18 protein-coding genes, 1 tRNA gene and 1 pseudogene are annotated in these 26,901 nt (G+C 73.4%); 8 read left to right on the forward strand and 12 right to left on the reverse strand.

From position 1 onward, the window contains the following. Nucleotides 1-61: 61 nt before the first annotated feature. The 6 genes from ACWCPY_RS09100 (at nt 62) to ACWCPY_RS09125 (ending at nt 10,603) form a co-directional block, all read left to right on the forward strand. On the forward strand, nt 62-469 hold the full coding sequence (locus tag ACWCPY_RS09100) for a globin (RefSeq protein ID WP_451263683.1): 408 nt from the start codon (nt 62-64) through the stop codon (nt 467-469). 176 nt (nt 470-645) lie between these two features. Further along, entirely contained in the window at nt 646-3,984 is a 3,339-nt protein-coding gene (locus ACWCPY_RS09105; RefSeq protein WP_451263684.1) for an FtsX-like permease family protein, read from the forward strand. Between the two features lies 1 nt (nt 3,985). Further along, nucleotides 3,986-6,790 carry an ABC transporter permease gene (locus tag ACWCPY_RS09110; protein WP_451263685.1) on the forward strand — a complete coding sequence of 935 codons (2,805 nt, stop codon included), beginning with the start codon at nt 3,986-3,988 and terminating at the stop codon, nt 6,788-6,790. Then, complete coding sequence (locus ACWCPY_RS09115; protein ID WP_451263686.1) at nt 6,787-7,749, forward strand: ABC transporter ATP-binding protein; 963 nt, start codon at nt 6,787-6,789, stop codon at nt 7,747-7,749. Before ACWCPY_RS09110 ends, ACWCPY_RS09115 begins: the two co-directional genes overlap by 4 nt. Nucleotides 7,750-7,862: 113 nt before the next feature. Next, on the forward strand, nt 7,863-9,407 hold the full coding sequence (locus ACWCPY_RS09120; protein ID WP_451263687.1) for an alpha/beta hydrolase: 1,545 nt from the start codon (nt 7,863-7,865) through the stop codon (nt 9,405-9,407). Beyond that, entirely contained in the window at nt 9,404-10,603 is a 1,200-nt protein-coding gene (locus ACWCPY_RS09125; RefSeq protein WP_451263688.1) for a serine hydrolase domain-containing protein, read from the forward strand. Before ACWCPY_RS09120 ends, ACWCPY_RS09125 begins: the two co-directional genes overlap by 4 nt. Before the next feature lie 22 nt (nt 10,604-10,625). Here ACWCPY_RS09125 and ACWCPY_RS09130 read toward each other — a convergent pair whose 3' ends face one another. The 7 genes from ACWCPY_RS09130 to ACWCPY_RS09160 all read right to left on the reverse strand — a co-directional run bounded on the left by ACWCPY_RS09130 (nt 10,626) and on the right by ACWCPY_RS09160 (nt 19,513). Further along, nucleotides 10,626-11,306, reverse strand: coding sequence for a hypothetical protein (locus ACWCPY_RS09130; protein WP_451263689.1), 681 nt, complete (start codon nt 11,304-11,306; stop codon nt 10,626-10,628). Then, complete coding sequence (locus tag ACWCPY_RS09135; RefSeq protein WP_451263690.1) at nt 11,303-11,725, reverse strand: acyl-CoA thioesterase; 423 nt, start codon at nt 11,723-11,725, stop codon at nt 11,303-11,305. Before ACWCPY_RS09135 ends, ACWCPY_RS09130 begins: the two co-directional genes overlap by 4 nt. 5 nt (nt 11,726-11,730) lie before the next feature. Beyond that, nucleotides 11,731-13,395: an energy-dependent translational throttle protein EttA gene (gene ettA / locus ACWCPY_RS09140; protein ID WP_362445523.1), complete on the reverse strand. Its 1,665-nt coding sequence runs from the start codon at nt 13,393-13,395 to the stop codon at nt 11,731-11,733. Nucleotides 13,396-13,640: 245 nt separating this feature from the next. Beyond that, complete coding sequence (locus tag ACWCPY_RS09145; RefSeq protein WP_451263691.1) at nt 13,641-15,089, reverse strand: LAETG motif-containing sortase-dependent surface protein; 1,449 nt, start codon at nt 15,087-15,089, stop codon at nt 13,641-13,643. Nucleotides 15,090-15,329: 240 nt separating this feature from the next. Continuing rightward, the gene (locus ACWCPY_RS09150) at nt 15,330-15,845 is read right to left on the reverse strand and encodes a single-stranded DNA-binding protein (protein ID WP_451263692.1); all 516 of its coding nucleotides are present in this window, start codon (nt 15,843-15,845) and stop codon (nt 15,330-15,332) included. Nucleotides 15,846-15,944: 99 nt separating this feature from the next. Beyond that, complete coding sequence (locus ACWCPY_RS09155; RefSeq protein ID WP_451263693.1) at nt 15,945-17,864, reverse strand: GTPase; 1,920 nt, start codon at nt 17,862-17,864, stop codon at nt 15,945-15,947. Further along, a complete protein-coding gene (locus ACWCPY_RS09160) occupies nt 17,861-19,513 on the reverse strand; it encodes a dynamin family protein (protein WP_451263729.1) in 1,653 nt (550 codons plus the stop codon). Before ACWCPY_RS09160 ends, ACWCPY_RS09155 begins: the two co-directional genes overlap by 4 nt. A 328-nt stretch (nt 19,514-19,841) precedes the next feature. Between ACWCPY_RS09160 and ACWCPY_RS09165 the strand changes: the two genes are divergently transcribed. Beyond that, nucleotides 19,842-19,914: transfer RNA gene (locus ACWCPY_RS09165), tRNA-Arg, on the forward strand. Between the two features lie 268 nt (nt 19,915-20,182). On the opposite strand, the gene ACWCPY_RS09170 is transcribed toward ACWCPY_RS09165, so the two are convergent. From ACWCPY_RS09170 to ACWCPY_RS09190, 5 genes and pseudogenes are all read right to left on the reverse strand, one after another. Continuing rightward, nucleotides 20,183-21,556, reverse strand: coding sequence for a PP2C family protein-serine/threonine phosphatase (locus ACWCPY_RS09170; protein WP_451263694.1), 1,374 nt, complete (start codon nt 21,554-21,556; stop codon nt 20,183-20,185). A 284-nt stretch (nt 21,557-21,840) separates the two neighbouring features. Next, nucleotides 21,841-21,999 (reverse strand): annotated as a pseudogene (locus ACWCPY_RS09175) (short-chain dehydrogenase); the annotation flags it as partial. 253 nt (nt 22,000-22,252) lie between these two features. Next, nucleotides 22,253-22,912: a response regulator gene (locus ACWCPY_RS09180; protein WP_451263695.1), complete on the reverse strand. Its 660-nt coding sequence runs from the start codon at nt 22,910-22,912 to the stop codon at nt 22,253-22,255. Continuing rightward, the gene (locus ACWCPY_RS09185; RefSeq protein ID WP_451263696.1) at nt 22,885-24,177 is read right to left on the reverse strand and encodes a sensor histidine kinase; all 1,293 of its coding nucleotides are present in this window, start codon (nt 24,175-24,177) and stop codon (nt 22,885-22,887) included. Before ACWCPY_RS09185 ends, ACWCPY_RS09180 begins: the two co-directional genes overlap by 28 nt. Nucleotides 24,178-24,268: 91 nt before the next feature. Continuing rightward, nucleotides 24,269-25,780, reverse strand: coding sequence for an FG-GAP and VCBS repeat-containing protein (locus ACWCPY_RS09190; RefSeq protein ID WP_451263697.1), 1,512 nt, complete (start codon nt 25,778-25,780; stop codon nt 24,269-24,271). Nucleotides 25,781-26,043: 263 nt separating this feature from the next. Here ACWCPY_RS09190 and ACWCPY_RS09195 point away from each other — a divergent pair, with 263 nt between their 5' ends. Next, a complete protein-coding gene (locus tag ACWCPY_RS09195) occupies nt 26,044-26,853 on the forward strand; it encodes a nucleotidyltransferase domain-containing protein (RefSeq protein WP_451263698.1) in 810 nt (269 codons plus the stop codon). Nucleotides 26,854-26,901 lie beyond the last annotated feature (48 nt).

Genomic DNA, 26,901 nt, shown 5'->3' on the forward strand with positions numbered 1-26,901 from the left:
GAGCTGCCCGGGTGGTCCTAGGACCCCGGTCCTCGGCCGGTGCGTCTGCGACGATGGACGGGTGACAGAGATTCCGCGCGACACGCTGCAGGAAGAGCAGACCTTCTACGAGCAGGTCGGCGGCGAGGAGACCTTCCGGCGCCTGGTGCACCGCTTCTACCAGGGGGTCGCGGAGGACCCGCTGCTGCGGCCGATGTACCCGGAGGAGGATCTGGGCCCGGCCGAGGAGCGGTTCGCGCTGTTCCTGATGCAGTACTGGGGCGGGCCCCGTACCTACGGCGAGCAGCGCGGGCACCCCCGGCTGCGGATGCGGCACGTTCCGTTCCGGGTGGACCGGGCCGCGCACGACGCCTGGCTGAGCCATATGCGGGTGGCCCTCGACGAGCTCGGGCTGGCGCCGGAGCACGAGCGGCAGCTGTGGGACTACCTGACCTACGCCGCGGCCTCGATGGTGAACACCCAGGGCTGAGCCCCTCTTCCCCCACCGCTTCCCGTCCAAGGCGCGGAATACGGTCTTCCGTGACCGATATACGGTCACAATCGGATCAAGTACGGACGCAAGCGGTTTCCAAGAGCGCATGCGGCTTGAAAGCATCCGGAGAACGCCGGGGGGCGTGAGTGTGACCAGGGCCCAGGGGGGCGTGAGTGACGGGGTTCGTCTTTCTCCGGGTGCGGGCCCATCGGCTCCTGCTCTCCGCGGCCCTTCTGGCCGTCGTGCTGACCACTTCGGTGCTGGCGGCACTGACCGCCTTCTCCGGCTCCGTCGGCGACGCGGCGCTGCGCCACGCGCTGACCCACCGTTCGGCGGCCGACGCCTCCCTCGTGATGTCCGCCCAGGTGGCGCCCGCGCAGCGGGACGCGGCCGACGCGATCGCCCGGAAAGCGGCCCGCGAGGCCTTCGACGGCCTTCCGGTGACCGTCCGGACGCTGGAGACCTCGGGGGCGTACGCGCTGCCGCGTGAGCTGCGGGCCCCGCAGGCCCGGGGCGGCGAGCCCGATCTCACCCACTTCGCCTCGGTCGACCGCAGCCGGGTCCGTATCACCGCGGGCCGCATGCCGGCCCCGGCCGACGGGAGGACCGGCGAGAAGTCCGACGGGAAGAGCGGCGAGAAGTCCGACGGGCCCGTCCAGGTCGCCCTGCCGCGGCCGGCCGCCGAGGCGTTGAAGATGAAGCCCGGTGCGCGGATCACCGTCACCGACCGGCTGACCGACAAGCCGCTGCACGTCCTGGTCACGGGCGTGTACGAGGTGTCCGACCCGGCCGATCCGTACTGGCAGCTGGACGAGCTCGGCGGGCGCGGCATCCGCAGGCTCGCCTTCACCACCTACGGCCCGCTGCTCACCGGCCCCGACCCGGCCGGCACCGGACGGATCAGTTCCGGAACGATGTCCTGGCTGGCGGCCGCAGACTTCCGCACCGTCACCACGGACCGCATCGACGCCCTGCACAGCGCCGCCACGGCCGCTCCGAAGACGGTGACGGCTGCCCCCGAGTTCAAGAGCGGTGCCGCCGCGCGGACCTCGCTCCCCCAGGTGCTGGAACAGATCGACCGGGCACTGCTGGTCTCCCGCTCGACGCTGATGATCGTGGCCGTCCAGCTGGTGCTGCTCGCGGGATACGCGCTGCTGCTGGTGGCCCGGCTGCTGAGCAGCGAGCGCGACGGCGAGACCCGCGTGCTGCGGGCCCGTGGCGGATCGCGCGGCCGCATCACGGCGCTCGCCGCGATCGAGGCGCTGCTGCTCGCGGTGCCCGCCGCGCTCGTGGCGCCGCTGCTCGCCGGGCCGCTGACCCGGCTGCTCGCGGGCCGCGGCGCACTGTCCCGCATCGGACTGCGGCTCGACGGCGGCGCCACCGCCACCGTCTGGCTGGTCGCCGTGGTCACCGCACTCGCCTGCGCGCTGGCCGTGGTGGCGCCCGCGCTGGCGGCGGGCGCCGGGGAGCGCCGGGGCGGCCGGGCCGCCTCACTGCCCGCGCCGCTGCGTGCGGGCGCCGACCTCGGGCTGCTGGCGATCGCGGCGGTGGCGTACTGGCAGCTCGACCGCCGGGCCGCGGATGTCGGCGGCGGCGTGCTGAGCGGGGACCGGCAGGGCCGGCTCGGCGTCGATCCACTGCTGGTCGCGGCGCCCGCGCTGCTCCTGCTGGCGGGCACCGTGCTGACGCTGCGGCTGCTGCCGCCCGCGGCCCGGCTCGCGGAGCGCGGTGCGGCGGGTGGCCGGGGGCTGATCGTGGCCCTGTCCGGCTGGCAGTTCAGCCGGCGCCCGCTGCGCAATGCCGGGCCCGTGCTGCTGCTGGTCCTCGCGGTGGCGATGGGCATGCTGGCCGTCGGGCAGCGCGCCTCCTGGGACCGTTCGCAGAGCGACCAGGCGGACTTCAGGGCCGGTGCGTCGCTGCGCGTGACGACCGGTGCCGACGACGATCCGGCGAAGGCGGGCGGGTACGCGGGGCTGCCGGGGGTACGGGACGCCGCCCCCGCGTTCCGCGCGACCACGGAGCTCTCGGGCGACCGCACCGCCGCGGTCCTCGCCCTGGACACCGCGCACGCCACCGAGCGGATGCTGATCCGCGACGACCTCGGCGACCGGCCGCGCGAGCGGCTGTTCGGCCCGCTCGCCCCGCCGAGGGCCGCGCGGGCCGGGCTCGCGCTGCCGGAGCACAGCGAGCGGCTCCGGTTCGACGTACGGATCGCAGTGGCCGGGGCGCGCGCGTCGACGGCCGACGATCCGGTCCTGGCCGTGCTGCTGGAGGACCGCTACGGACTGCCGTACCGGGTGCCGGCCGGGGCCGTGCCCGCCGACGGCAAGGCGCATCCGGTCGACTTCGCGGTGGCCGCCGCGGGTGAGCTCGCGGTGACCGGGTTCGAGCTGAGCGGCAACCGGCCGACCGGCCCGGGCGAATCCCAGCGGCTCGGCATCGGCTCCCTGCGGACAGTGACGGCCGACGGAACCGAGCACCCCGTCCCGGTGCCCGAGGGGTTCGGCTGGCGCGCCGAGCTGACCGGCACCGGGAACGGTGGCGAGACGGAGCCCGGCGAGGCGGTGGACGCGACGGCCTCCGCGAAGAGCCCGCTGACCGTCGGGTACGACACCGGCTCGGCCCCGAACACGTGGAACTACACGCCCGCCTTCTCCCTACGGGTCACCGCGCCCCGCCCGAAGGCCCCGATGCCGAAGGCGATCGTCACCGACGGCTATCTGAAGGCCGCCGGGGCGAAGAAGGGCCAGAGCGTCGATGTGACGCTGGCCGGCGAGACGCTCCGGGTGAGGATCGCGGACGTGGTGCGCAGGCTGCCGACCACCGGCACCGGCGCGGACGACTCCGCCGCCGGGCGCGCCGAGGACCGCGACGGCGGAGCCCTGCTGCTCGACTTCAGGGCCGTCGGCCAGGTCTTCGCCCAGCGCCCCGGCGCCGTGCTCACCGCCAACGAGTGGTGGCTGAGCACCGCCCCCGGGCAGGCCGCGAAGGCCGCCGCCGCGCTGCGGGAACGGCCCGACACCGATCCGGCGCAGGTCCTGGTGCGGGACGAGATCGCGCGGGAGCTGGTCGGCGATCCGCTGGGCGCCGGGCCGCAGTCCGCGCTTCCCGCGGTGGCGGTGGTCGCCGCGGCCCTGGCCGCGGTCGGCTTCGCGGTGAGCGCCGTCGGCGCCCAGCGGGAGAGGGCCGCCGAATTCGCCGTCCTGCGGGCGCTGGGCACCCCCCGCCGCCGGCTGACCCGGATGATCGCCGCCGAGCAGGGCGTACTCATCGCGATCGCGCTGCTGGTCGGGACCGTGCTCGGGGCCGTGCTGAACCGCGCGGTCGTACCGCTCGTCGTACTGACCGGACAGGCCACCGCGCCGGTGCCCGGGGTGCTGGTGCAGTTGCCGGCCGGGCAGATCGCGGCGCTGCTGGCGGGGGTCGCCGTACTGCCGCTGCTGACCGTGGTGTTCCTCGCCCTGCGTCGCACCGATCCCGCCGCCTCGCTGCGTGTCCAGGGGGACAGCTGACATGAATCCGCTTTCCGTCCGCACCGGCCACCACCCGGCCGACGCGCCCTGGGTCCGTACCCGGCTGCGTACCGCGCCCGGCACTGCCTGGGCGCTGGCGCTGCTGGTGCTGGTCACGTCGTTCCTCGCGGCCCTCTTCCCGCGCGCGGTGGAGCACCAGGGGATCGAGGGGCTGCACCACGACATCACCTCCGCCGACGTCAGGCGCAGCGTCCTGGAGCTGAGCAGCCCGCAGCCCAGCCTCCAGATGCCCCAGGCCGAGCGCGAGGCGGTGGTGCGCGGCGCGGCGCTGAAGACCATCAACGACAAGGCGCGCGCCGCGCTGCCCGCCGAGGTGCGGCCCGGTGCCGCCGACTCCGCTTACGGCTTCCGCACCAGTCGGCCGGTGCCCGCGCCGGACGCCTGGCTGCCCCGGCCGGAGGGGGTCGACCCGAAGCTGAGCTACGCCACCCCGTCCGACCTCCCCCGCCACGCCGTGCTGCGCTCCGGGGCCTGGCCCGCCGTACGCGGGACGGTCACCGAGGACACCGGCGAGGTGGAGGGCGTGGTCACCGAGGAGACGGCGAAGGCGCTGGGGGCCAGGCCCGGCGCGACGATCTCCGTACCGACCCGGGCCGGGGAGCATCTGACCGTACGGATCACCGGCATCGTCGCCCCCAGGGGGCCCGGGAGCACCTACTGGTCGGCCGAGCCGCTGTTCCGGACCCCTGCCCTGGTGCCCGAGCCGGCCATGAACCCGCCCAGCCTGAACCCGCCTCGCTACTACTGGACCGCGGCCGTGCTGCTGCCGCCGGACGCCGCGCCCGCGCTGCTCGGCTCGACGGGCGAGCCGGAGATGTTCTGGCGGTTCGCGCCGGACGTCTCCGGTCTGACCGCCGCCGACGTACCGGGGCTGCGCTCGGCGCTCGCCTCGCTGGAGAACGGTCCGGGGCTGGTGCGGCTGCGGGCGGTGGCCGGTGACGACGCGGCGTTCCGGACCGAGCTGGACCAGATCCTCGCCGGGTACGACACGCTGCGTGCGGCGATCGAGCCGGTCGTGACGGTGGCCGCCGTGGGCGTCGGGGCCGTCGCCGCCGTGGTGCTGCTGATGACCGCCGGACTGATCGGCGGGCGGCGCCGGGAGGAGCTGGCGCTGCTGCGGGCGCGCGGCGGTTCGCTGGCCGGGCTGGGCGGGCGGCTGCTGGCCGAGACGGCGGTGGCCGCGGTGCCCGCGGCGGCGCTGGGGCTGCTGGCCGCGCTGCCGTTCTTCGGATCGGCCCGGTCGTGGCCCTCGGTGGCGGGGCCGGTCGTCGTCGCCGTGCTGGTCTGTGTCGCGGTGCCGGTGGGCGCGGTGCTGCCGCACCGTCGGCCGCGGCTGCCCGGGGCCCGCGACGACCTGATGGACGCCCGTCCGTCCCGGCTGCGTACGGTCGCCGAACTCACCGTGCTGGTGCTGGCGGTGGGCGCGGTGGTCGGGCTGCGGCGGCGCGGTACGGCGGACGGCGGCGATCTGCTGATCAGCGCGGCGCCCGTGCTCGTCGGGCTGATCGCGGCGCTGGTCCTGGTGCGGCTGCTGCCGTGGCCGCTGCGGCTGGCCTCGCGGGCCGTCGCCCGACGGCGCGGGGCGGTCGGCTTCCTGTCGCTGGCCCGGGCCGGGCGGAGTTCGGCGGGCGGTGCGCTGCCGCTGCTCGCGCTGCTGCTGGCGCTGACCACGGCCGCGTTCGGCGGTTCGGTCCTCGCGGGGATCGCGGATGCCCGGGACCGGGCGGCGGTGCTCACGGTCGGCGCGGACGCCCGGATCAGCGGGCTGCTCGACGCGGCACCGCTCCCGGCCCGCCTGGTCCGGGAGATCCGGGCGGCGGACGGTGTACGGCAGGTGGCCGAGGTGCAGGTGGTGACCGGGGTGCCGCTGCCGCCCGGCGCGGACGGCACCGGCAGCATGAAGAACACGGTCGTGCTGGGCGTGGACCCGGACACGTACGCGAAGCTGGCCCGTACGGCGGACCTGGGGGCGTTCCCGGCCGGCCGGCTGCGGGCGCACGGGAGCAGGGACAAGGCCGGGAGCGCGGTCGTGCCGGTGATCGCATCGCCGTCCGTCGCCGCCGAGCTGGGCGACGGGCCGCGCGACCTGACCACCCCGGCCGGGGACCTCCGGGTGCGGGTGGCCGGGACCCTGCCGCGTACCGCCGCCGTCCCCGATCACGAGTTCCTGCTCGTCGACACGGCGGCGCTCACCCGGCAGTGGACCACCACCCTGCTGGTGGCCGGTGACCCGGACCCGAAGGCGCTGCGGGCCACGGTCCGGCAGGCGGGCAAGGACATCTCCGTACGGCTGCGCGCCGAGGAGCGGGCCACTTTCGTCGACACCCCGATGCAGCGGGGCGCGCGCGGGATCTACGCCGCGGCGGTCGCGGCCGGGGCGGGCTACGCCCTGCTGGCCGTCCTGCTGTCGCTGCTGCGCACCGCGCCGGAGCGCACCGCCCTGCTGGCCCGGCTGCGGACCATGGGCCTCACCTCCCGGCAGGGCAGACGGCTGCTCGGCCTCGAATCGCTGCCGCAGGCGCTGCCGGCGGCCTTCGGCGGGGTGCTCGTCGGCTGGGCGACGATCGTGCTGCTGGCACCGGGCGTCGACCTGGTGGGCCTCGCGCTCTTCGCCGGGCCCGGCCCCGTGGCGCTCGACACCGCTCAGCTGCGGGCCGACCCGTGGTCGCTGACGCTTCCGGCGCTCGGCGTCGTCGTCCTCACCACCGCGGTGGCCACCGTCCAGGCCCGGTGGGCCGGCCGCCGCGGACCGATCACCGAACTCAGGTCAGGAGACCCCCGATGACCTCGCCCGACACCACGCTCGCCGAGCTCGAACAGCGGGCCGCCGCGCGCCGCGACCGGCCCTCGTACGGGCACGACGCGCTGATCGCCTGCGACCGGCTGGTCCGCATCTTCTCCGCGGACGGGGTGGAGGTGCAGGCCCTCCAGGGCCTCGATCTCCTGGTCACCGAGGGCGAGTTGATGGCCCTGGTCGGCGCGTCCGGCAGCGGCAAGTCGACCCTGATGAACATCCTGGCGGGCCTCGACGTGCCGACGGCCGGGTCGGCGAAGGTAGCGGGCTGCGATCTGCTGTCGATGGGACCGAAGGAACGGCTCCGCTACCGGCGGGACATCGTCGGCTTCGTCTGGCAGCAGACCGCCCGCAATCTGCTCCCCTACCTCACCGCCGTCCAGAACGTCACCCTGCCGATGCAGCTGCGCGGCCGGGGCCGGATCCAGGGGGCCGAACGGGCCGCCCGCGCCGAGGAGCTGCTGCGGATCCTGGAGGTCGCGGACTGCCGCGACCGGCGCCCGCAGCAGCTCTCCGGCGGCCAGCAGCAGCGGGTGGCGATCGCGGTCGCACTCGCCAACAACCCGTCGGTGCTGCTCGCCGACGAACCGACCGGCGAGCTCGACTCGGCCACCGGTGAGCAGGTCTTCGCCGCGTTCCGCCGGGCCAACGAGGAGCTCGGCACCACGATCGTGATCGTCACGCACGACCAGGCGGTGGCCGACGAGGTCCGCCGCACGGTCGCCATCCGCGACGGCCGTACCTCCTCCGAGGTGCTGCGCCGCACCGAGGTCGACGCCGCGACGGGCCTGGAGTCCCAGGTGGCCCGGGAGTACGCGATGCTCGACCGGGCGGGCCGGCTGCAACTGCCCGCCGACTACACGGAGGCGCTCGGGATGGAGCACCGGGTGATGCTGGAGCTGGAGCGCGACCACATCGGGGTCTGGCCGGACGAACAGCCGCGCCCGTGACGGATGTTGGTGGTGCTGGCCCCAGGTCGATCCGACCAGGTGGCCCGATGTTCTCGCGCCGCGTACGCCCCTAGCGTCGTGCGGGAGTCATCCACCTGATCCCGAGGAGCACCATGCGCGTCGCCACGCTGGCCGCCGCCGGCCTGGGCCTGACCTGTTTGTTCGCGGGCAACGTGCCCGCGTCGGCCACCCCCGCAACACCCTCCACCCACCAGCGGCTCGTCTGGGGCCCCTGCTCACCGCAGCAGCGGGAGCTGAACGAGGCGGGTGCACAGTGCACGGAGGTGACCGTCCCGCTCGACTACTCCGACCCCGGCGGCCGGACGATCAAGATCGCCGTCTCCCGCATCAGGGCCACCGCGAAAGACGGGCAGCGGCGGGGCGTCCTGCTGTCGAACCCGGGTGGTCCGGGCGGCACCGGACTCGCCAACACCCTGTATCTGCGGCCCGCGTTGAAGGACGTCGCGGACCGCTACGACCTGATCGGCTTCGATCCCCGCTTCCTCGGCGAGTCCACCCCCCTCACCTGCGACCCCGCCGCTCCCGTGCCCGCGCCCGGACCGGTCACGACCCGCCGCGAGGACTTCGAGCAGTCGGTACGGTCCGCCCGCGACACCGCACGCCGCTGCCAGGAGCACGGGGACAACGCCCGGCTCCTCCCGCACGCCACGACCAGGAACGTCGCCCGCGACATGGACGCGATCCGCGCGGCGCTGGGCGAGCCCAGGCTGTCGTACTACGGCGTCTCGTACGGCGCCGATCTGGGCGCCGTCTACACCCAGATGTTCCCCCGCCGCGCCGACCGCATCGTCATCGACTCCTCGACCGACCCGACGGCCACCCAGTACGAACTCTTCCAGCGGGCGGGCAAGCCGCTCGAAGAGGCACTGGACGCCTGGGCCGGCTGGACCGCGCGGCGGGACGGCACCTACCGGCTCGGCGGCACACCGGCCGAAGTCCGGGCGAGCGTCCAGCGGTTGCTCGACGGGGCCGAGCGGCGCCCGGTCACCGTCTCCGGCATCCGGCTCGACGCGCAGTTGCTGCGCCTGATGCTGCGGCAGTTCATCCAGCACGAGGAGTACGACCCGGCGCTCGCCGGCACGGTGCGCGACCTGACCGACGCCGCCGCGGGCAGGCCGGTCGAGCCCGGCCCGGAGCTCGCCGCCATGCTCGACATGCTCGCGTCGCCCGAGCTGGCGGACAGCATGCTGGGCGGAACCCTCTTCATGTGCGGCGACCGCGGCTGGCCGGCCGGCGGCTGGCCGGGGAACCCGGAGACGTACTGGCGGAACATGGAACGCAGCCGCGCCGCCCAGCCCGTCTTCGGCCCGCTCGTCAACAGCATGATGGCCCCGTGCGCGTTCTGGACGAGCACGTCCCGCGAGCCCGCCACGGTGATCGGCAACGACGTACCCGTGCTGATGCTCCAGGCCCGGCGCGACAACAACGTCCCCTACGAAGGGGCCTTGGCCCTGCACCACCGGCTGACCGGTTCACGGCTGGTGACGGCGGACATCCGCTCGCACGGGGTGTACGGACGCGGACTCGACGGCCTCACTCCCGTCCCCTGCGCCGACGCGGCGGTCGACGACTACCTGCGCGACGGCACACTGCCCGGCGCCGACCTGACCTGCCCCCGTGCCGGGGAGGACCGGTGATCAGCAGGCGTACGGGCCTGGCAGCCACGGCGGCGGCCCTGCTCACCGGAGCGTCCGGACCCGCGGCGACGGCCGCCGCCGCACCCCGCCGCGCCCCCGGGACCGGTGACCGTCTCCAGAGCGATGTGGACGCGATCCTGGCCACCGGCGCCACCGGCGTTCTGGCCGAGGTGCAGAGCGCCCGGGACCGGACGACGGCCCGCGCCGGATCCGCCGCCCTGGAGGCCCCGCACCACCCGGTCCCCTGGGACGCCTACTACCGGATCGGCAGCGACACCAAGACCTTCACGGCCACGCTCGCCCTCCAGCTGGTGGGCGAGGGGCGGCTCGCGCTCACGGACACCGTCGAGCGGTGGCTGCCCGGCGCCGTGCGGGGCAACGGCAACGACGGCCGCAGGATCACGGTCGCCGATCTGCTGCGCCAGACCAGCGGGCTGAACGACTATCTCGCCGTCTCACCGGACGCGGCGGACGCCTTCACCCCGGACGGCTACCGCCGGTCGCGCTTTCGCACCACGGCCCCCGAGGACCAGCTGAAGGCGGCTCTGAGCCGGCCGCCCCTGTGGCTGCCGGACCCAGGTCAACCCGCCGGGGAACGGCGCTGGGGCTACTCCAACACCAACTACGTGCTGGCGGCCATGATCATCGAGCGGGTGACGGGCAACCCCTGGGCGCAGGAGATCCACGACCGGATCATCGAACCCCTGGGCCTGCGCCACACGTTCACACCGGGGACCTCGCCGTACCTGCCCCGGCCCACGGCCACCGCGTACACCTGGTTCCCCGGCTGCACCCGGCCGACCGACACGACGACGGCCTCCGGCGGTGGGGCGGACGGCTCCGTCATCAGCACCACCCACGACCACGGTGTCTTCCTGCGCGCCCTGATGAGTGGCCGGCTGCTGCGCCCGGCCCAGCTGGCCGCGATGAAGGAGACGGTCGTGGCCGAGGACTGGAGTCCGGCGCCGGGGGTCCGCTACGGACTGGGCATCGCCTGGCGCCCGGTGGCGGGGAGCCGTGGCGGGATCTGGTTCCACGGCGGAACCCATCTGGGGATCGTCTCCGAGAGCGGGGTGACACCGGACGGTGCGCGGGCCGCGACCAGCGCCACGTTCTCCCTGCGGATGGGCGACCCGGCTCAGGACGCCCAGGACCTGGCCGCGCTCCGGCTGGTGGACCGGGCCCTGACCGGTTAGACCGGGCCGTCCGGCCGGTCGCTCAGCCCGCGCCCACCGACACGGCGAGCGTGCCGAGCCCGCTGCCCGGGCCGCGCAGGGCGATCGAGCCGAACGGAGTGCGCAGCCGCAGCCAGGACCCGGCCGCGAGCAGGGCGACCGGGAAGTCCGGCGCGGGCCGGAGGAAGCCGAGGGACTGGGCGGCGTGCACGGCCCGCAGCGGAAGTTCGGTGCCGGCGAGCGTGCGCGACCAGATCTCGCGGCCGATCAGGTCCCGCTCGGCCCGGGTGCGGCGCTCCTCGGGCAGGGCCTCGTCGCGGGAGCGGAACTCCGCCACCGCGGCGGTGACCGCCGTGCGCAGGGAGACCGGGTCGGGCAGGCCCGGCAGTTCGCGCCAGCCGCCGCGGGGCGGGAGGACACCTGTCCACGGCGGGCCGGTGACAGGTGCCGGGATCGATCCGGATCCGGTGGACTCCCCGAGGGATTCGAGGAGTTCACCGGCGGACACGGTGAGGTCGAAGTCGTCCGGCTCGGCCAGCCGCGCCGCCCGGATCGCCAGGACCTCGAACGACGGCGGCCTGCCGAAGACGGCCAGCGCGCCGCCGCCCGCCTGCATCCGCACCGCGGCGGCCCGGTCGTAGTGGAGCAGCCGGCCGAGGAAGGCCGCGAGATCCGCGGCCTCCCTCGGGTCGGCGAACACCAGCGACCGTACGGGCACCGTCATGCTGCAGCAGGCTCCTCGGCCAGGTACTGCTGGAGGTAGAGCTTCTCCTCGGCGGAGATCCGCCGGGGCCGCTCCTCGGCAAGGTTGTACGGCACGACGACGGTCGAGGCCCGTACGTACACCTGCTCCGGGTCCTTGATCTCGTACGCGATCGTCAACGACGCCGCGCCGATCTTGGTGACCCATGACTCGACGGTCACCGGCTCGTGCCGGTGGACCAGCGGGCGGACGTAGTCGATCTCGTGCCGGGCCACGACGGAACCGCCCGAGAAGGACGGCGAACCGTCCCCCGGCGCCAGCCGGAACATGAAGTCGATGCGCGCCTCCTCCAGGTAGCGGAGGAAGACCACGTTGTTCACATGGCCGAAGGCATCCATGTCCGACCAGCGCAGCGGGCAGCTGTAGATGTGACGAGCCAAGACGATCAGCCTCGCGTGAGCTTCTTGTACGTGGCACGGTGCGGGCGGGCCGCGTCCGCGCCGAGGCGCTCGACCTTGTTCTTCTCGTACGACTCGAAGTTGCCCTCGAACCAGTACCACTTGGAGTCGCCCTCGTACGCCAGGATGTGCGTGGCGACGCGGTCCAGGAACCAGCGGTCGTGGGAGATGACCACCGCGGCGCCCGGGAACTCCAGGAGGGCGTTCTCCAGCGAGGACAGGGTCTCGACGTCGAGGTCGTTGGTGGGCTCGTCGAGGAGCAGCAGGTTGCCGCCCTCCTTGAGCGTCAGCGCCAGGTTGAGGCGGTTGCGCTCACCACCGGACAGGACGCCGGCCGGCTTCTGCTGGTCCGGGCCCTTGAAGCCGAACGCGGAGACATAGGCCCGCGAGGGCATCTCGACCTGGCCGACGTTGATGTAGTCCAGCTCGTCCGAGACGACGGCCCAGAGGGTCTTCTTCGGGTCGATGTTGGCGCGGGACTGGTCGACGTAGGAGATCTTGACCGTGTCGCCGACCTTGATGGAGCCGGTGTCCGGGGTCTCCAGGCCCTGGATCATCTTGAACAGCGTGGTCTTGCCCGCGCCGTTCGGACCGATGACGCCGACGATGCCGTTGCGCGGCAGCGTGAACGACAGGTCGTCGATGAGGACCTTGTCGCCGAAGGCCTTCGAGAGGTTCTCGACCTCGACGACGATGGAACCGAGCCGCGGGCCCGGCGGGATCTGGATCTCCTCGAAGTCCAGCTTCCGCATCTTGTCCGCCTCGGCCGCCATCTCCTCGTAACGGGCGAGACGGGCCTTGGACTTGGTCTGCCGGCCCTTGGCGTTGGAGCGGACCCACTCCAGCTCTTCCTTGAGCCGCTTGGCGCGCTTCTCGTCCTTGCGGCCCTCGACCTTGAGGCGGGCGGCCTTCTTGTCGAGGTACGTGGAGTAGTTGCCCTCGTACGGGATGGCGCGGCCGCGGTCGAGTTCGAGGATCCACTCGGCGACGTTGTTCAGGAAGTAGCGGTCGTGCGTGACGGCGACGACGGCGCCCGCGTACTTCGAGAGGTGCTGCTCCAGCCAGTTCACCGACTCGGCGTCGAGGTGGTTGGTGGGCTCGTCGAGGAGCAGCAGGTCGGGGGCCTCGATCAGCAGCTTGCAGAGCGCGACGCGGCGCTTCTCGCCACCGGAGAGGTTGACGACGGGCCAGTCGCCGGGCGGGCAGCCCAGAGCGTCCATGGCCTGCTCCAGCTGGGCGTCCAGGTCCCACGCGTTGGCGTGGTCCAGGTCCTCCTGGAGCTTGCCCATCTCGTCCATGAGCGCGTCGGAGTAGTCGGTCGCCATGAGCTCGGCGACCTCGTTGAAACGCTTGAGCTTGCCCATGACCTCGGCGGCGCCGTCCTGGACGTTCTCCAGGACGGTCTTGGTCTCGTCGAGGTGCGGCTCCTGCATGAGGATGCCGACGCTGAAACCGGGCGACAGGAACGCGTCACCGTTGGAGGGCTGCTCCAGGCCCGCCATGATCTTCAGCACCGTGGACTTACCGGCGCCGTTGGGACCCACCACACCGATCTTCGCCCCGGGCAGGAAGCTCAGCGTGACGTCGTCAAGGATCACCTTGTCGCCGTGCGCCTTGCGCGTCTTGCGCATGGTGTAGATGTACTCAGCCAAGAGAAACCGTCCGGCAATCGATGTGTGGGCAGATACACCCCATCTTGCCTGACGGCCGCACCGGGATGGAAACCCGCCCGGTCCGCGATACGCCCGTCCCGGCTCGCCGGGCGTGCCGGGAGCCGGTTCCCGGCACGCGAAGGCCCCGGTACGCGTCGGCGTACCGGGGCCTTCACCAGGTGGACGTGACAGTCCGCGTCCCGATCGTCACTCCGCGGGTACGGCCGCGGGGCGAGGGTGCGGGACTACTGCGCGGAGGTCTGCGTCTTGCGCTTGCGCAGGAGGAAGACCGCGCCGCCGCCGACCACGACGAGGGCGATCGCGACGCCCGCGATGACCGGGGTGGCGCTGGAGCCGCCGGTCTCGGCGAGGTCGCCCGAGCCACCGGTGGAGCTGCTGCCGCCGGACGTGGCCGGGGTCTTGTCCCCGCCGGTCTGGGTCTCGGTGCCGCCCGTGGCGCTGCCGCTGGTCTTGCAGTCCAGGACGCCCTTGAACGTCTTGGTGAAGCCGCCGGGGCCGGTGATCGTGAAGTCGTACGCCTGGTCCTCGGCGACCGGGACGGTGATCGTCTCGGACTTGCCGGCCTCGACGGTGTGCTTCGCACCGGCCAGCTCGAAGGTGAAGGCCTCGTCACCCGTGTTGGAGGCGGTGACGTCCACGCCGCCCTTGGCGCAGTTCTTCTGTGCCGAGACGGCCGGGATCGCGCCCTTCTTGGCCCAGGTGCCGGTGGCGGTCGCGGAGACCGTCGACTCGCTGGAGCCGGCCAGGATCATGGTCTGGCTCTTGGTCACACCGGCGAAGGCCCGGCCGACCGGCACCGAGGTGGTGGCCTGGACCGTCAGCGAGGCGGTGCCGTCGGCGGCGCCCGCCGGCACGTCGAAGTAGAGCTCGGCGCCGTTGGCGGCGGCGGTGACGGGCTTGCCGGCCTTGTCGGTGACCTTGACACCGCTGGCGGCGTCAGCAGGCGGGGTCACGGAGACCTGGCCGGCGTTGGTACGGACGGTGACCGGCCCGAGCCGCTCACCGGACTTGCCGGAGACCGCGGCCGGGTCCAGGGCGAGGGACGCCTCGGGCTCGGCCTGGTCGACGGCGTTGTGCTCCAGCCAGTCGGCGAGCTTCTCGGCCTGGCCGTCGGCCGCGTCGACATCGACGTTGTCCGAGTAGCGCCAGATGGCGACCTGGGTGCCCGCCGCCGCGGTCTTCTCGGTGAGCGGTCCGGTGCCGGCCTCCTTGGCGAGCGCCGCGAGGTCGTCGACCTGCGGGTAGGAGTGCTCCAGGATCCAGCGGATCTTGCCGGCGTTCTTGTTGCCGCCGAGCGAGGTCTGGTTCCAGGGGGTCTCCAGATACTTCGCCTGGTCCTGGGTGGGGTTGAGGAAGTCGATGCAGTACGTCTTGAGCTTGCCGCCGCCGTCGACGGTCATCTCGAAGAGCCCGGCAGGCACCGGCTGGTCCTTGCCGTTCGCGTGCAGCACGGCGCGGTCGAAGGTCTTCAACCCGTCCAGCACCGCGGCCGCGCCGCCCTGGTGCTGCGGCGCCTCGTCGGCGACCGCGCCGCCCGCGCCGACGAAGGCGCCTGCCATGACCAGACCGGATGCCACCACCGAAGCGGCCAGCCGGGCTATGCCGCGCCGCCTCGCAGAATTGGCCGTCGTCACCGAGGACGACGAAGCGGTCGCTGAAGAAGCAGAAAACACAGAATTCCCCTCCGGGCGGGACCCTCCGCGCCTGATGCGCGTGTGGGGACTGCCCCGCCAGTCGACTCAAGTGCCCCGTGAGTACTGGGGAATACTAAGGACGAAGCGATGAACAGTCCCCCGTCATACCGTCGTACAACCATTCCGAATCGGAATCGTTATCGCCGGTATCACTCCCGTTCGCCTTACCGGCCCGCCCCCGGCCCGAATTAAGCCCCTTTTCCGCCCCTTGCCAGCCCGTCACGGCACCGACGCCAGCTCCTTCCCTAGCTTCTGACGCCCCGTCGACCGCTTGCTCCCGGAACGTACCGCCCCTTCCCCGGCCCCACCGGGCTCGTCGGGGCCGTCGCCGTCCGGCCTGTCCGCGCTCCCCACAGGCGCCGTCAGCGCGGGATCACCCCGCACGACCCGCCGGAACGCGGCGGTCCCCCGGGTCAGGTCGTGGCCCACCGCGACGGCCTCGATGTCCACGAACGTCCGCCGCTGCCCCTCCCGTTCCTCCTCGCGCACCTTCAGCCTGCCGTGCACGACGAGTGGTTCCCCGACGGAAACGGAACCGGCCAGATTCAATGCCAGGGTCCGCCAGGCCCACACGGTGTAAAAGCTGGTGTGCCCATCCGTCCAGAGCTGTTTCCCGCGGTCCCAGCGGCGTGGCGTCACCGCGAACCGGAATCGCGCCATTGGGCCGGTCGCGGTCTCCCGGAACTCCACGCCCGTCGCCGCGTTGCCCACCAGTGTCACCAAGGTGTCGTTCATGACTCCGCCTCCCCTTCGGCCTTCGGATCAGTGATCGCGTCCGCGTGGTCACTGGTCCCAGAGTGAAGGGAAGGCGGAAATCCCGCTGACGCCTGTGGACTACCCGCCGGTTGTGGAAATCTCCGTCACCGCCGCGTACCTCTCCCGCACCTCGCGGTACCGCACGAGTTCGGCGGCCACCGGATCGAGTACCCGGGCCCGGCCGCAGGCCGCCGCCACCTCGCGCAACTGCCGCTCGGCCTCCTGCCCGTACCGCCGCGCCGGCCCACGCGCCGCGGCCACGCACGACCACTCCACGACGGGGCCACCGATGACCCCGGCCAGCATCACCATGGCGGGCGTGAGGTAGCCCGGTTCGAGTACGCCGACGATCTGGCCGACCAGCCAGAGACCGCCGAACATCTGCAGGAGCGTCATGGACACCTGGGCCAGCACCGCGGCGGGCCACCACCTCGGCCGCGGCGGTTTCCCGCCCACCCGGCCGCTGTGCGCCACACCGGAGGCCCCGGCCACCCCCGTCGCCACCACCGCCGCACCGCCCGACGCGTGCGCGGCCCCGGCCCTCTCCGCCAGCGCGTCGAGCGCCTCCGGCAGCCCCTCCGCACCGTGCACCGCGGCCTCGCGGACCGCCTGCGCCCAGGGGCCCGGCAGTCCGTCGGAGGCCTCGTCCGCCACCGCCCGTACCGCCTGCTCGACGCACTGGCGGGCGGTGAGCTGCTCCTCGGGGGGATCGGGCAGCACCGGACGCTCCAGGCTCCCCGGCCGCCGGACGGACTCGCACCAGCGCCACAGCCGCAGCCACGGCGTGCCGCACGCCCGTCCGGCGTTCCTGCGCCACTCCCGCTCGGCCGCCTGGCCCGCCGCGGCCGCCCCGACGGCGTCCGCCAGCCGGTCGGCGAACTCCTCGCGGGCCCGTTCCCCGAGGCCGGGACGCCCCTCGGCCACGTACACCGGGCGGAGCCTGGCCGCGGCGGCGTCCACGTCGGCGGAGAGTCTGCGCGCCGCCGCGGTGCGCTCCTGGACGAACCGGCCGAGCACCTCGCGCAGTTCACCGACGCCCTCGCCGGTGAGCGCGGACAGGGACATGACGGTGGCGCCGGGTTCGCCGTGCTCGCCGAGCGCCATGCCGTCCTCGTCGAGCAGCCGGCGCAGATCGTCGAGGACCAGGTCGGCGGCGTCGCCGGGCAGCCGGTCGATCTGGTTGAGGACGACGAAGGTGATCTCGGCGTGCCCGGCGAGCGGCCGCAGATAGCGCTCGTGCAGGGCCGCGTCCGCGTACTTCTCCGGGTCGACTACCCAGATCACGGCGTCGACCAGCGCGAGCACCCGGTCGACCTGTTCCCGGTGTTCGGTCGCCGCCGAGTCGTGGTCGGGCAGGTCGACGAGGACGAGCCCTTGAAGGGCCTCGTCGGCGTCCGCGCCGCCCTGCTGCGGCCTGCGCCTGAGCCGGCCGGGGATGGCGAGCCGGTCGAGCAGTCCGGCCGCCCCGTCGGTCCAGGAACAGGCGAGGGGGGCGGCGGTGGTCGGCCTGCGCAGTCCGGTGTCGGAGATCTGGGCGCCCGCGAGGGTGTTGAAGAGCGTCGACTTGCCGCTGCCGGTGGCCCCGGCGATGGCGACGACGGTGTGCCGCGAGGAGAGCCGCTGCCGGGCCGCCGCCTCGTCGAGGACCCGTCCCGCCTCGGCGAGGGTGTCCCCGTCGAGGCGGGCCCGGGACAGCCCGACGAGTTCGCGCAGCGCGTCGAGCCGCGGCCGGAGCGGTCCGCCGGAGGGTACGTAGGCCTCGACCTGGGGCGGCCGTACGTCGTCGTCCGGGGCGGTTTCGGGTTCGGGGTCCGCCGCCCTGGTCGTCGCCCGCCGGGCGATGAGCCCGTCGTTCCATTCCCGGCCCGCCCCGGAGGCCCGGCCCGCCCCGGGGATCCGGCCCGCTCCGGGGATCCGCCCGTGCCCGTCCAGGTCCGGGTCCTCGTGGGAAGCGGGGCCGCCGATCCGGCCGGGCCCCTCGTCAGTGACGGCAGTCATCGCTGCCACCTCTCCTTCTGCAGTACGGACAGCGCGGCGATCAGTTCGGCCTGCGGCTCCGGGGCCACGTCGAGCGCGTCGAGCGGTGCGAGCCGCCGGTCGCGCTCGCCGTTCAGCACCCGGTCGAGACAGTCGGTGAGCAGCGCCCCGCCCTTGTCGCGCAGCCGCAACGCGCCCTGGGCGCCGATCCGTTCGGCGAGCTGCTCCCCGGCGCCCCGGGTGCGGCGCCCGCCGAGCAGTGCGGCGGCCAGCAGTGCGGCCACGGTCTCGGCGTCGGGGGCGGCATTGCGTTCCAGGCTGCGCACCTCCTCCTCGGCCAGCTCCTCCAGGACCCGCCACCACCGCCGTACGGCCATGGCGATCCGGCCCCGGATGTCCTCGGCGGGTCCCCATCCCCCGGCCTCCCGGCCGACGCCCTCGAAGCCGAACTCCCCGGCCGCGGGCTCGCGCTGCCAGGTCGCGCGGATCTTCTCGTCGGCGGCGGCCACGGCGCACTGGAGGAGCGTGGAAAGGCTTTCGACCAGTGCTTCGAGCAGCTCGCCGGAGGTGCTGTACAGCGGGAATCCGCGCCACCTGGTGCGGGCGTCCCCGGCGAGCACGCCGCCGCTGCGCAGCCTGCGCCGGACCCGGGCGCCCTCCGTGCGGTACGCGTCCTCGACCACGCCGGTCAGCCGCACGGCCGCCGCGTACTGCGCCGCGACCGCCCCGGCCAGCTCGGGCATCCGCACGTCCAGGGAGTCGATGACCCCGGCCGCCGTACGCCCCACCGCCTGCTGGCGGGCCGCCGGGTCCTGGGCGCGGTGGGTGAGCCAGGCCCGCAGCGGGGCGACGGCGGTCGTGGGCAGCAGCCCGTTGCCGCCGCCGGCCGATTCGGGCAGCTCGGGAATGGTGAAGCGCGGCACCTCGCCGAGGCCCGCCCGGGTGAGCAGCGCCCCGTACTGCCGCGACACCTCGGCGATCACCTGGTGCGGCACCCGGTCCAGGACGGTGACGAGCGAGGCGTCGTACTGCTTGGCGGTACGCAGCAGGTGCCAGGGCACCGCGTCCGCGTACCGGGAGGCGGTGGTCACCATCACCCAGACGTCCGCGGCGCAGATCAGCTCGGCGGCCAGCATCCGGTTGCGCACCACGAGCGAGTCGATGTCGGGTGCGTCGAGCAGCGCGAGGCCGCGCGGCAGTCCGGGCGAGGTCTCGACCCGCAGTGTGGTCCCGTCGTCCTCCTCGTACCCGTCGAGGCCGTCGGGGTCCTCGCACCGGCCGGGCTCCCCGGACTCCTCCGGCGGCAGCCAGACCCGGGTCAGCTGCGGCAGTACGCGTGCCCCCGCGAACCAGTGGTGATCATCCGGATGGCAGACGAGCACGGGGGTCCGGGTGGTCGGCCGCAGCACCCCGGCCTCGCTGACCGGCCGGCCCACCAGCGAATTGACCAGCGTCGACTTGCCCGCCCCGGTGGACCCGCCGATGACCGCGAGCAGGGGTGCTTCGGGATCCCTGAGCCGGGGAAGCAGATAGTCGTCGAGCTGGGCGAGCAGCTCCCCCCGGGTCTGCCGGGCGCGCGCGGCCCCCGGCAGCGGGAGTGGAAGACGCACGGCAGCGACACGGTCGCGCAGGGCGGAGAGTGCGTCGATGAGCTGAGGCCGTACGTCCAAGGTCACCACATGCGAAGAATGCCCAATTTTGGAGCCTTTTTGAAGCGTATAGCCACCTCTGCGCGCCGGTTCTCCCCCAGGAACGAAGTCGGGACAGAGGGGATGAGTGGGGCGCAGGCATAACGAGTGCACAACACCCGGGGCGCGAGGCGCGAAAAGCGCTGCACGAATCCCACCTACCTGCGATTATCGGTTCGCTTCACCGAACCTCCACATCGTGCCACGCAGGTGAAGCAACCAGGACGAGGCAGTCGGAGCCCTATCCTTGTCCCGGCAGGTCACCGACCGGCCCGGCCCCAGGGCTCCAGGCCGCCGAGGCCACCACCCGGCCCCCGTAGCTCAGTGGATAGAGCAGGCGCCTTCTAAGCGCTTGGCCGCAGGTTCGAGTCCTGCCGGGGGCGCAAACACAGCCTCACCCGCGGAAACGCCGGTGAGGCTTCTTTTTTGGCGCGAAGCACATCGCCTGTACGCCAAGCGCCCAAGCGCCTCGACCGCCCACGGCAGTGGGCGGCGTGGTGGCCCCAGGACAGACGCGCGATACGCCCTCGCCCCCATGCCCGCCTCCTGGATCCGCTCTCTGCGACCCCGGAGTCCTTCCGGCATCACGGTTCCTGCCTGCGCGCAAACGGCAGAGCCGTTCGGCGAGTTCCTGCTCGGCAAAGAGGCCGATCACCGGCCACCGGCCGACCAGGACGACGGGGACCGAGGGACGGCCGGCACCGACCGGCCCCGACGAGATCCACCGAGAGCACGTCGGGCGTACACCACGGCGGCGATGCAGCGGACGGGCGCGAGCGACGCGCACGACCATTTCCGCAGCCAGAGAACCCTGTTCAGTTGAATGGTGGACGAGGAAGAGTTCGACCGCTCCCCCCTGCCCGCCGTGAAGCCGCCGGCGTTGCCCGAGGCCGAGGTCCCGGTGATCGCCGAGGACGATCCGAAGTGCCCGCGCCCGCGGGCGTGGGCACTTCCCCGACCCCGTCCGTCCGGCGGTGTGCCGGCCGCCGCGCGGACGGCGATGGCCGCGATGTCGTCGTCGAGACGGCCGTGGCTGAAGCGGACCAGGTCGCTGTGCAACTGTCCGAGCAGCCGGGACGGGGAGCCCGCTTCCCACCGTCCCGCGTGCTGCACCAGCGGGAAGAACGCGCCGCTGTGGTCGCGGGTCTCCGTGACGCCGTCGGTGTAGAGCAGCAGCTGGTCCTCGGCGACGAAGGAGAAGGTGTCGACGCAGTAGTCCTCCCCGACCAGCGCACCCATGTTGATGGGTGGCGAGGGAGCCGTGGGGGTGACCTCGCGGACCGTTCCCGCGCGGAGCAGCAGCGGAGGGGGGTGTCCCAAGTTGACGATGCCGACGGCCGATCCGTCGTCGGGGATCTCGACGAGCACGGCCGTGGCGAAGTACTCCATCCGGTCGTCGGGCAGCAGTGCGGTGTAGCGGTTCGCGCTGACGTCCAGTCGGCGTGCGAGTCGTGCCAGGTCCGGCTCGTCGTACGCGGCTTCGCGGAAGCAGCCGAGGATCGCCGAGACCATGCCGACCGCGGGGAGGCCCTTGCCGCGCACGTCCCCGATGATCATGCGGACACCGTGGGCCGTCTCCAGTGCTTCGTAGAAGTCGCCGCCTACGCGGGCCTGCGCCGCGGCGGCCAGGTACAGAGCCTCGACGTCCACCCGGCCGAAGCGGTGCGGCATGGGGCGCAGCAGGACTTTCTGGGTCGCCTCGGCGACCGAGCGGACCTCGGCGAGGGTCCGCTCCCGCTGCTGGCGCACATGGCTGGCGCAGGCGGCTGCGGCCGTGGCGCCCGCGATCACCGCGAGGGTGAACAGGTGCGTGTGCGAACTCTCGCCCGGATTGCCGATGGTCAGAAGGACCACTACGTCCATGGCCGCGGCGAGCCCCCCGATGGCCAACGTTCCGACCACCGGCCACACCGAGGCGGCGAACGCGGGGGCGAGCGAGAGAAAGCGGCTGAAGTAGAGACCACTCGGGGTCACAACGGCCAGTACGGTGATGACGGCGATCAGCGCCAGGGGCGCCAGACGCACCACCTGCTCCCCGAGGCCACCGCCGGCAAAACGCCGGAATCGACCCGAAAAGTTCACATGCTCAGCTTATAGGGTGATGGGAGCGGACCGGCCGGCCACAGGACCGGTAGCCCGCCGGGCCCAGGACAACCGGGAACGGATCGGACGCCGGAGGAGGGCCGTCAAGCGCACCATCGGGGCTTCCCTCGATCTCGCCGACACCGTCATCACCGTCCCCAGCCCGATCCGCCGAGCCCGGACCGCTCACCGCCGGCATACCCGCCCCCGGCGCCGCCCATGGCCCATCACCAGGGCACGGGCGTTCCGTCCCGGGAGAAGAAGCCACCGGTGGGGCCGTCGTCCGGCAGCAGGGCCAGGCGGAGGGCACCCTCGGCGGCCTCGGCCGGTTCGCCACCGGCAGCGGCGGCCCGGGGGGCGGGATCGGTGGCCCGCAGGCCGGGGGATGACCAGGAGGTTGTCCTGATGACGGCCGGCCCCGGATCACCTGCCGTGCGGGCCCTGTGCAGGCCGGCCGCGCAGGCGAGCCGAAACGAGGGATGCGCACACGTCTCGCCGGTGGTCACAGAGCGTCGCGACTCAATACTCACCGGGGCCCGTGCCCCTGATGCCGAGGCTTTCCACGCCGCCCTGTCCGCGCAGGCTCCGAAGCAGTGGCGTAAGCCCCGGCGGAGGCGGAGGGGTGGGCCCGCGAGCGGGTCAGGCGCGCAGGAAGGTCAGGACCGCCAGGACCCTGCGGTGTGTCTCGTCGGCCGGCGGGAGGTCCAGCTTGGCGAGGATGTTGCCGATGTGCTTGCCCACCGCCGCCTCGGAGACGACCAGTTCGCGGGCGATCGAGCCGTTCGACCGGCCCTGGGCCACCAGGGCGAGCACCTCGCGCTCCCTGGCGGTGAGGCGCTCCAGCGGGTCGCGGCGGCGGCGCAGGAGCTGGCGTACGACCTCGGGGTCGACGACCGTGCCGCCGTCGGCGACCTCCCGCAACGCGTCGATGAACTCCTCGACCTGGCCGACCCGGTCCTTGAGCAGGTAGCCGACGCCCGAACCGTCCCCGGAGTCCAGGAGGTCCGCGGCGTAGGCGCGTTGCACGTACTGGCTCAGGACCAGCACCGGGAGGGCGGGCTGCCGCTCGCGGAGCCGGACCGCCGCGTGCAGGCCCTCGTCCTGGAAGCCGGGCGGCATCCGGACGTCGGTCACCACGATGTCCGGTGCGTGTTCGGCCACGGCCGCCACGAGCGCTTCCGCGTCACCGACGGCGGCGGCCACCTCGTGGCCGAAGCGGCTGAGCAGGCCCGTCAGTCCCTCGCGCAGCAGCACGCTGTCCTCGGCCAGGACTACGCGGAGCGATCGGTCCACTCGCAAGGGATCTCCACACGCAATCGGGTCGGGCCTCCGGCCGGGCTGGACAGCGCCAGTCTGCCATCGAGCACGGACACCCGGTCGGCCAGGCCGGTCAGTCCGCTGCCGCCCGAGGACGTGCTCGCGCCGCCCCGTCCGTCGTCGTGGATCTCCAGGAACAGCCGGCCGCCCCGGTGGCCCCCGCTGATCCCGGCGCGGCTCGCGCCGCTGTGCCGGGCGACGTTGGCCAGGGCCTCGCAGACCACGAAGTAGGCGGCCGCCTCGACGGCTTCGGGGAGTCTGCCGGGCAGTTCGACGTCGAGCGCGACGGGGATCACGGAGCGTTCGGCGGCATCGGCGACGGCGGCCTGGAGGCCGTAGTCGGCCAGGACCTGGGGGTGGATGCCGTGGATCAGTTCGCGCAGTTCCGCGAGTGCCTTGCCGGCTTCCTCGTGGGCCCTGGTGAGCTGGTCGGCGAGGGGGCCCGGCGGGGCGTCCAGCCGGGCCAGGCCGAGCATCATGGTGAGGGCCACGATGCGCTGCTGGGCGCCGTCGTGCAGATCGCGCTCGATACGGCGGCGCTCGGCCTCGAAGGCGTCGACCAGGCGGACCCGGGAGCGGGTCAGTTCCATGACCCGCTCGTCCGGCCCGGCGGGCGCGGGGGTGAGCAGGAGGCGGGTCAGCTCCGCCCTCGCCCCGGCCAGCGCGCCCAGGGCGTAGCTGCCGAGCACCAGGAGTACGAGTCCGCCGGCCGCCGTCGCGAAGGCTTCGGGCCGGGTCGTGACCGTCCACAGCTTCACCACCCGGAACTCCGTGCCGTCCCCGTAGACCTCCATCAGTACGGGGGTGCTCAGCATCGCCAGCGGTGCGGCCGTGCAGACGGCCACCGCGAGGGCGTCGACCGGCCACAGGACCACGGCCAACAGCAGCGCGTACCCGAGCTCCCACCAGGTGGCCCGCTCCCGGAACCGGCAGGCCGCCCAGCTCCGCAGCCCCGGTTCGGCCGGTCTGCGGTGCGGGTCGGGGGCCGGGACGGGGCCCATCAGGCCGAGCCTGCGCCGCTCCAGGGCCGCCACCGGGATTCCGGTCAGGGCCAGGACGGCGAGCAGCGGCAGCCCGATCAGTACGACGGAGAGCGCGCCGCCCACGGCCACGCCGGTCACGGTCACCACCAGGACGACCGCGCCGGCCAGGGCACCGCTGATCAGGTAGCCGGCCGACCGCCAGGGCCAGGAGGACAGCGGGTAGCGGGGCGACGGCAGGGCCTGCCACACGGTGCGGGGGTGCATGGCCTCACCGTAGGAGGAGGCCACCGGGGCGGGACATACGCGCTGCCCGACTTCCGGGGGTGGGGCAGGCCCCACCCCCGTTCCCGTACGGTCAGCGGTTGAACGACGATCCCAGCGCCGCGGACGTTCCCACGGTGCCCAGCGTGCCGTGGCCGAAGGTGAACGAGCCCTTGGCCGTCAGGCCCTTGGCCGTGGTCGGGAAGACCCACAGGGAGCCCGCGTCGCTGTTCTCGCCGGGGGCGCCGACGGCCAGTTCGCTGCGGCCGTCGCGGTTGGCGTCGACCAGCTTGACGGCACCGCCGAACAGGTCGCCGGCCTCGGCCGCCCCGGGGACGTCCGCCGTGTCCTGGTTGAAGCCCACCGTTCCGGTGCCGGTCGGGCCGGACGCGGTGCCGGGGAGGACCAGGACCGAGCCCGCGTCCTTCTTCGTGCCGATGTCCTCCTGGGCGACGCCGACGGCGATGTCTCCGTAGCCGTCACCGTTCATGTCGCCGATCGACAGGGACGAGCCGAATCCGTCGTGCACCTCGGCGGCGCCGGGGACACCGGCGCTGTCCTGGTTGAAGACCTTGGCCCGGTCGCCGCGCGGGCCGGTGGCGCTGCCCGGTACGTAGGTGATCATGCCGCCCAGGGCGAGCGGGTAGTCCAGATCGCTGTCGTAGCCCTCGACCGTGCGGCCGACGACGAGGTCGGCGTACTTGTCCCCGTTGATGTGGCCTGCCGCGATGGTCTCGCCGCCCTGGAGGCGGTAGCCGTTGGGCCGGTTGACGGTGGTGTAGTCCTCGGCGAGGCCGGTGGTGGTGCCGTTGCGGATGAGGATGCGCCGGGCGTCGTACTCGTCGCCGTCGTGGACGGCGGCGGCCAGGTCGTCGCGGCCGTCGCCGTTGAAGTCGCCCGCGGCGATGCCCGTGAAGCGCAGATCGTCCATGTCGGGGATCTTCCGGGCGGGGGCCGCCGCGCTGCCGTCGCGCTTGAACGGGCCCGACAGGACGCGGATGTTGCCCAGCCCGAGCGTGACGATGTCCATGGCGCCGTCGCCGTCGAAGTCGCCCACGGCGGTCTGGGCGCCGACCCCGTCGTACTCCTGATCACCGGTCAGGAGGGTCGCGCCGCCGGAGAGCCCCTTCTCACCGCCCCAGATGACGGTGAGCGAACCGGCCTGCTTGAACGTGCCGGTCTTCTCGTTGCCCGCGCCGACCACGAGGTCGCTGTAGCCGTCCTTGTCGAGGTCGGCGGAGACCATGGAGCTGCCGAACGCGTCGCCGCTCTCGGCGGCGTCCGGTATTCCGGGCGAGTCCTGGGTGAAGACCTGCTTGGTGGAGGTCTGCAGTCCGTTCTTGGAGCCGTACACCACACCCACGTATCCGGCCTTGGTCCTGCCGTCGACCGTGGCACCCGGCGCGGTGAACGCGAGGTCCGGGTAGCCGTCCCCGTTGAAGTCGTCGCGGCGCGGGGTCGGTGCGGGCACCGCCCCGTTCGCGGACGCCGACACCGAGGTCGTGGCGCGCGCGGGCGTCGACGCCTGGGCGGTGGAGAAGGTGGTCACGGCGGTCGCCACGGTGATGGCGAGGACCACGGTGGTTCCTAGGGCGCGGGATGCCACGTGGACTCCTTCGTTCGGGTTTCGGAAGGTTCGGATGAACAGTGCGATGCGTCGGTGGAGCACCGGCACCGCGCAGTCTCAGACAGGCGCCGACGCGCGACGGTTGCCTTCCCGGAGCGACCGTTACAGCTCTGGCACGCGAACGGCCGGCGAACGCCGGGCGACGATATCCGGCCGCTGCGGCCGGAGTTGAGCGGCAAGGCGCGCACCATGCCCCCCGGAGCACTGTCGGGCCGCGTCCGCTCCGTGCCATGGTCGGCTCCATGAATGCTTCCGCGGATCAGCCCGCCCGGCGGCTGCTGGAACGGTTCACCACCGATGTCGGTCGCGTGGTCGCCCTGGAGGCCCTCTGGGCACACGGGTCGCTGGCACTGGGCGACTACCGGCCCGGTCGCAGCGACCTCGACCTCGTGGCCCTCGTGGGCGAGCCGGTCAGCGACCGGCAGCGGCGGCAACTCGAAGAGCTGCACCGCACGTTGATCGCACAGGTACCGGAGGCGGCCGGGCTGCACTGCTCCTACGTGGTGCGCTCGCAGCTGTCGGACGCCGGGCGCGATCATGTGACCTGGGCGCAGTCCCGGCTGTTCGAGCGGCCGGTCACGCCGGTCAGCCGGCGGGAGCTGAGCACGGGCGGGCTGACGCTGTTCGGGCCGGGGCCCGCCGGAATCGTCGCGGAGGTGACCGACCAGGAGCTGGCGGAGTTCGTCCGGGGCGACCTCAAGGGGTTCTGGTACCCCGCGAGTGCCCGGCCCTCACTCTGGCTGAGGGACATCTGGGTGGACCTCGGGCTGCTGACACTCGCGCGGGCGGCGGTCACCCTGCGGGACGGACGGCTCATCACCAAGGGGCAGGCGCTGGAGGTACTGGCCGCGTGGGGTGCGCCGCCCGAGGTCGTCCGCGACATCCACCACCGCCGGTACGAAGCCGGGCCGCACCGCACGTCCACGGCGTGGCGCATCAGGCGCGGCCGCCTCGCGCGCACCTTCGTCCGGACGGGCATCGAGAACACCCTGGCCGCCCACCCGGGGCCCTTGGCAAGCGGGGGCGGAACAGGGGCGCCACCGCACCATTGACTGCGCCCACGGTCCCCGTCTAGCTTCCGAGGCACCTCATTGAATCCT

Source organism: Streptomyces sp. NPDC002403 (genome assembly GCF_053593015.1).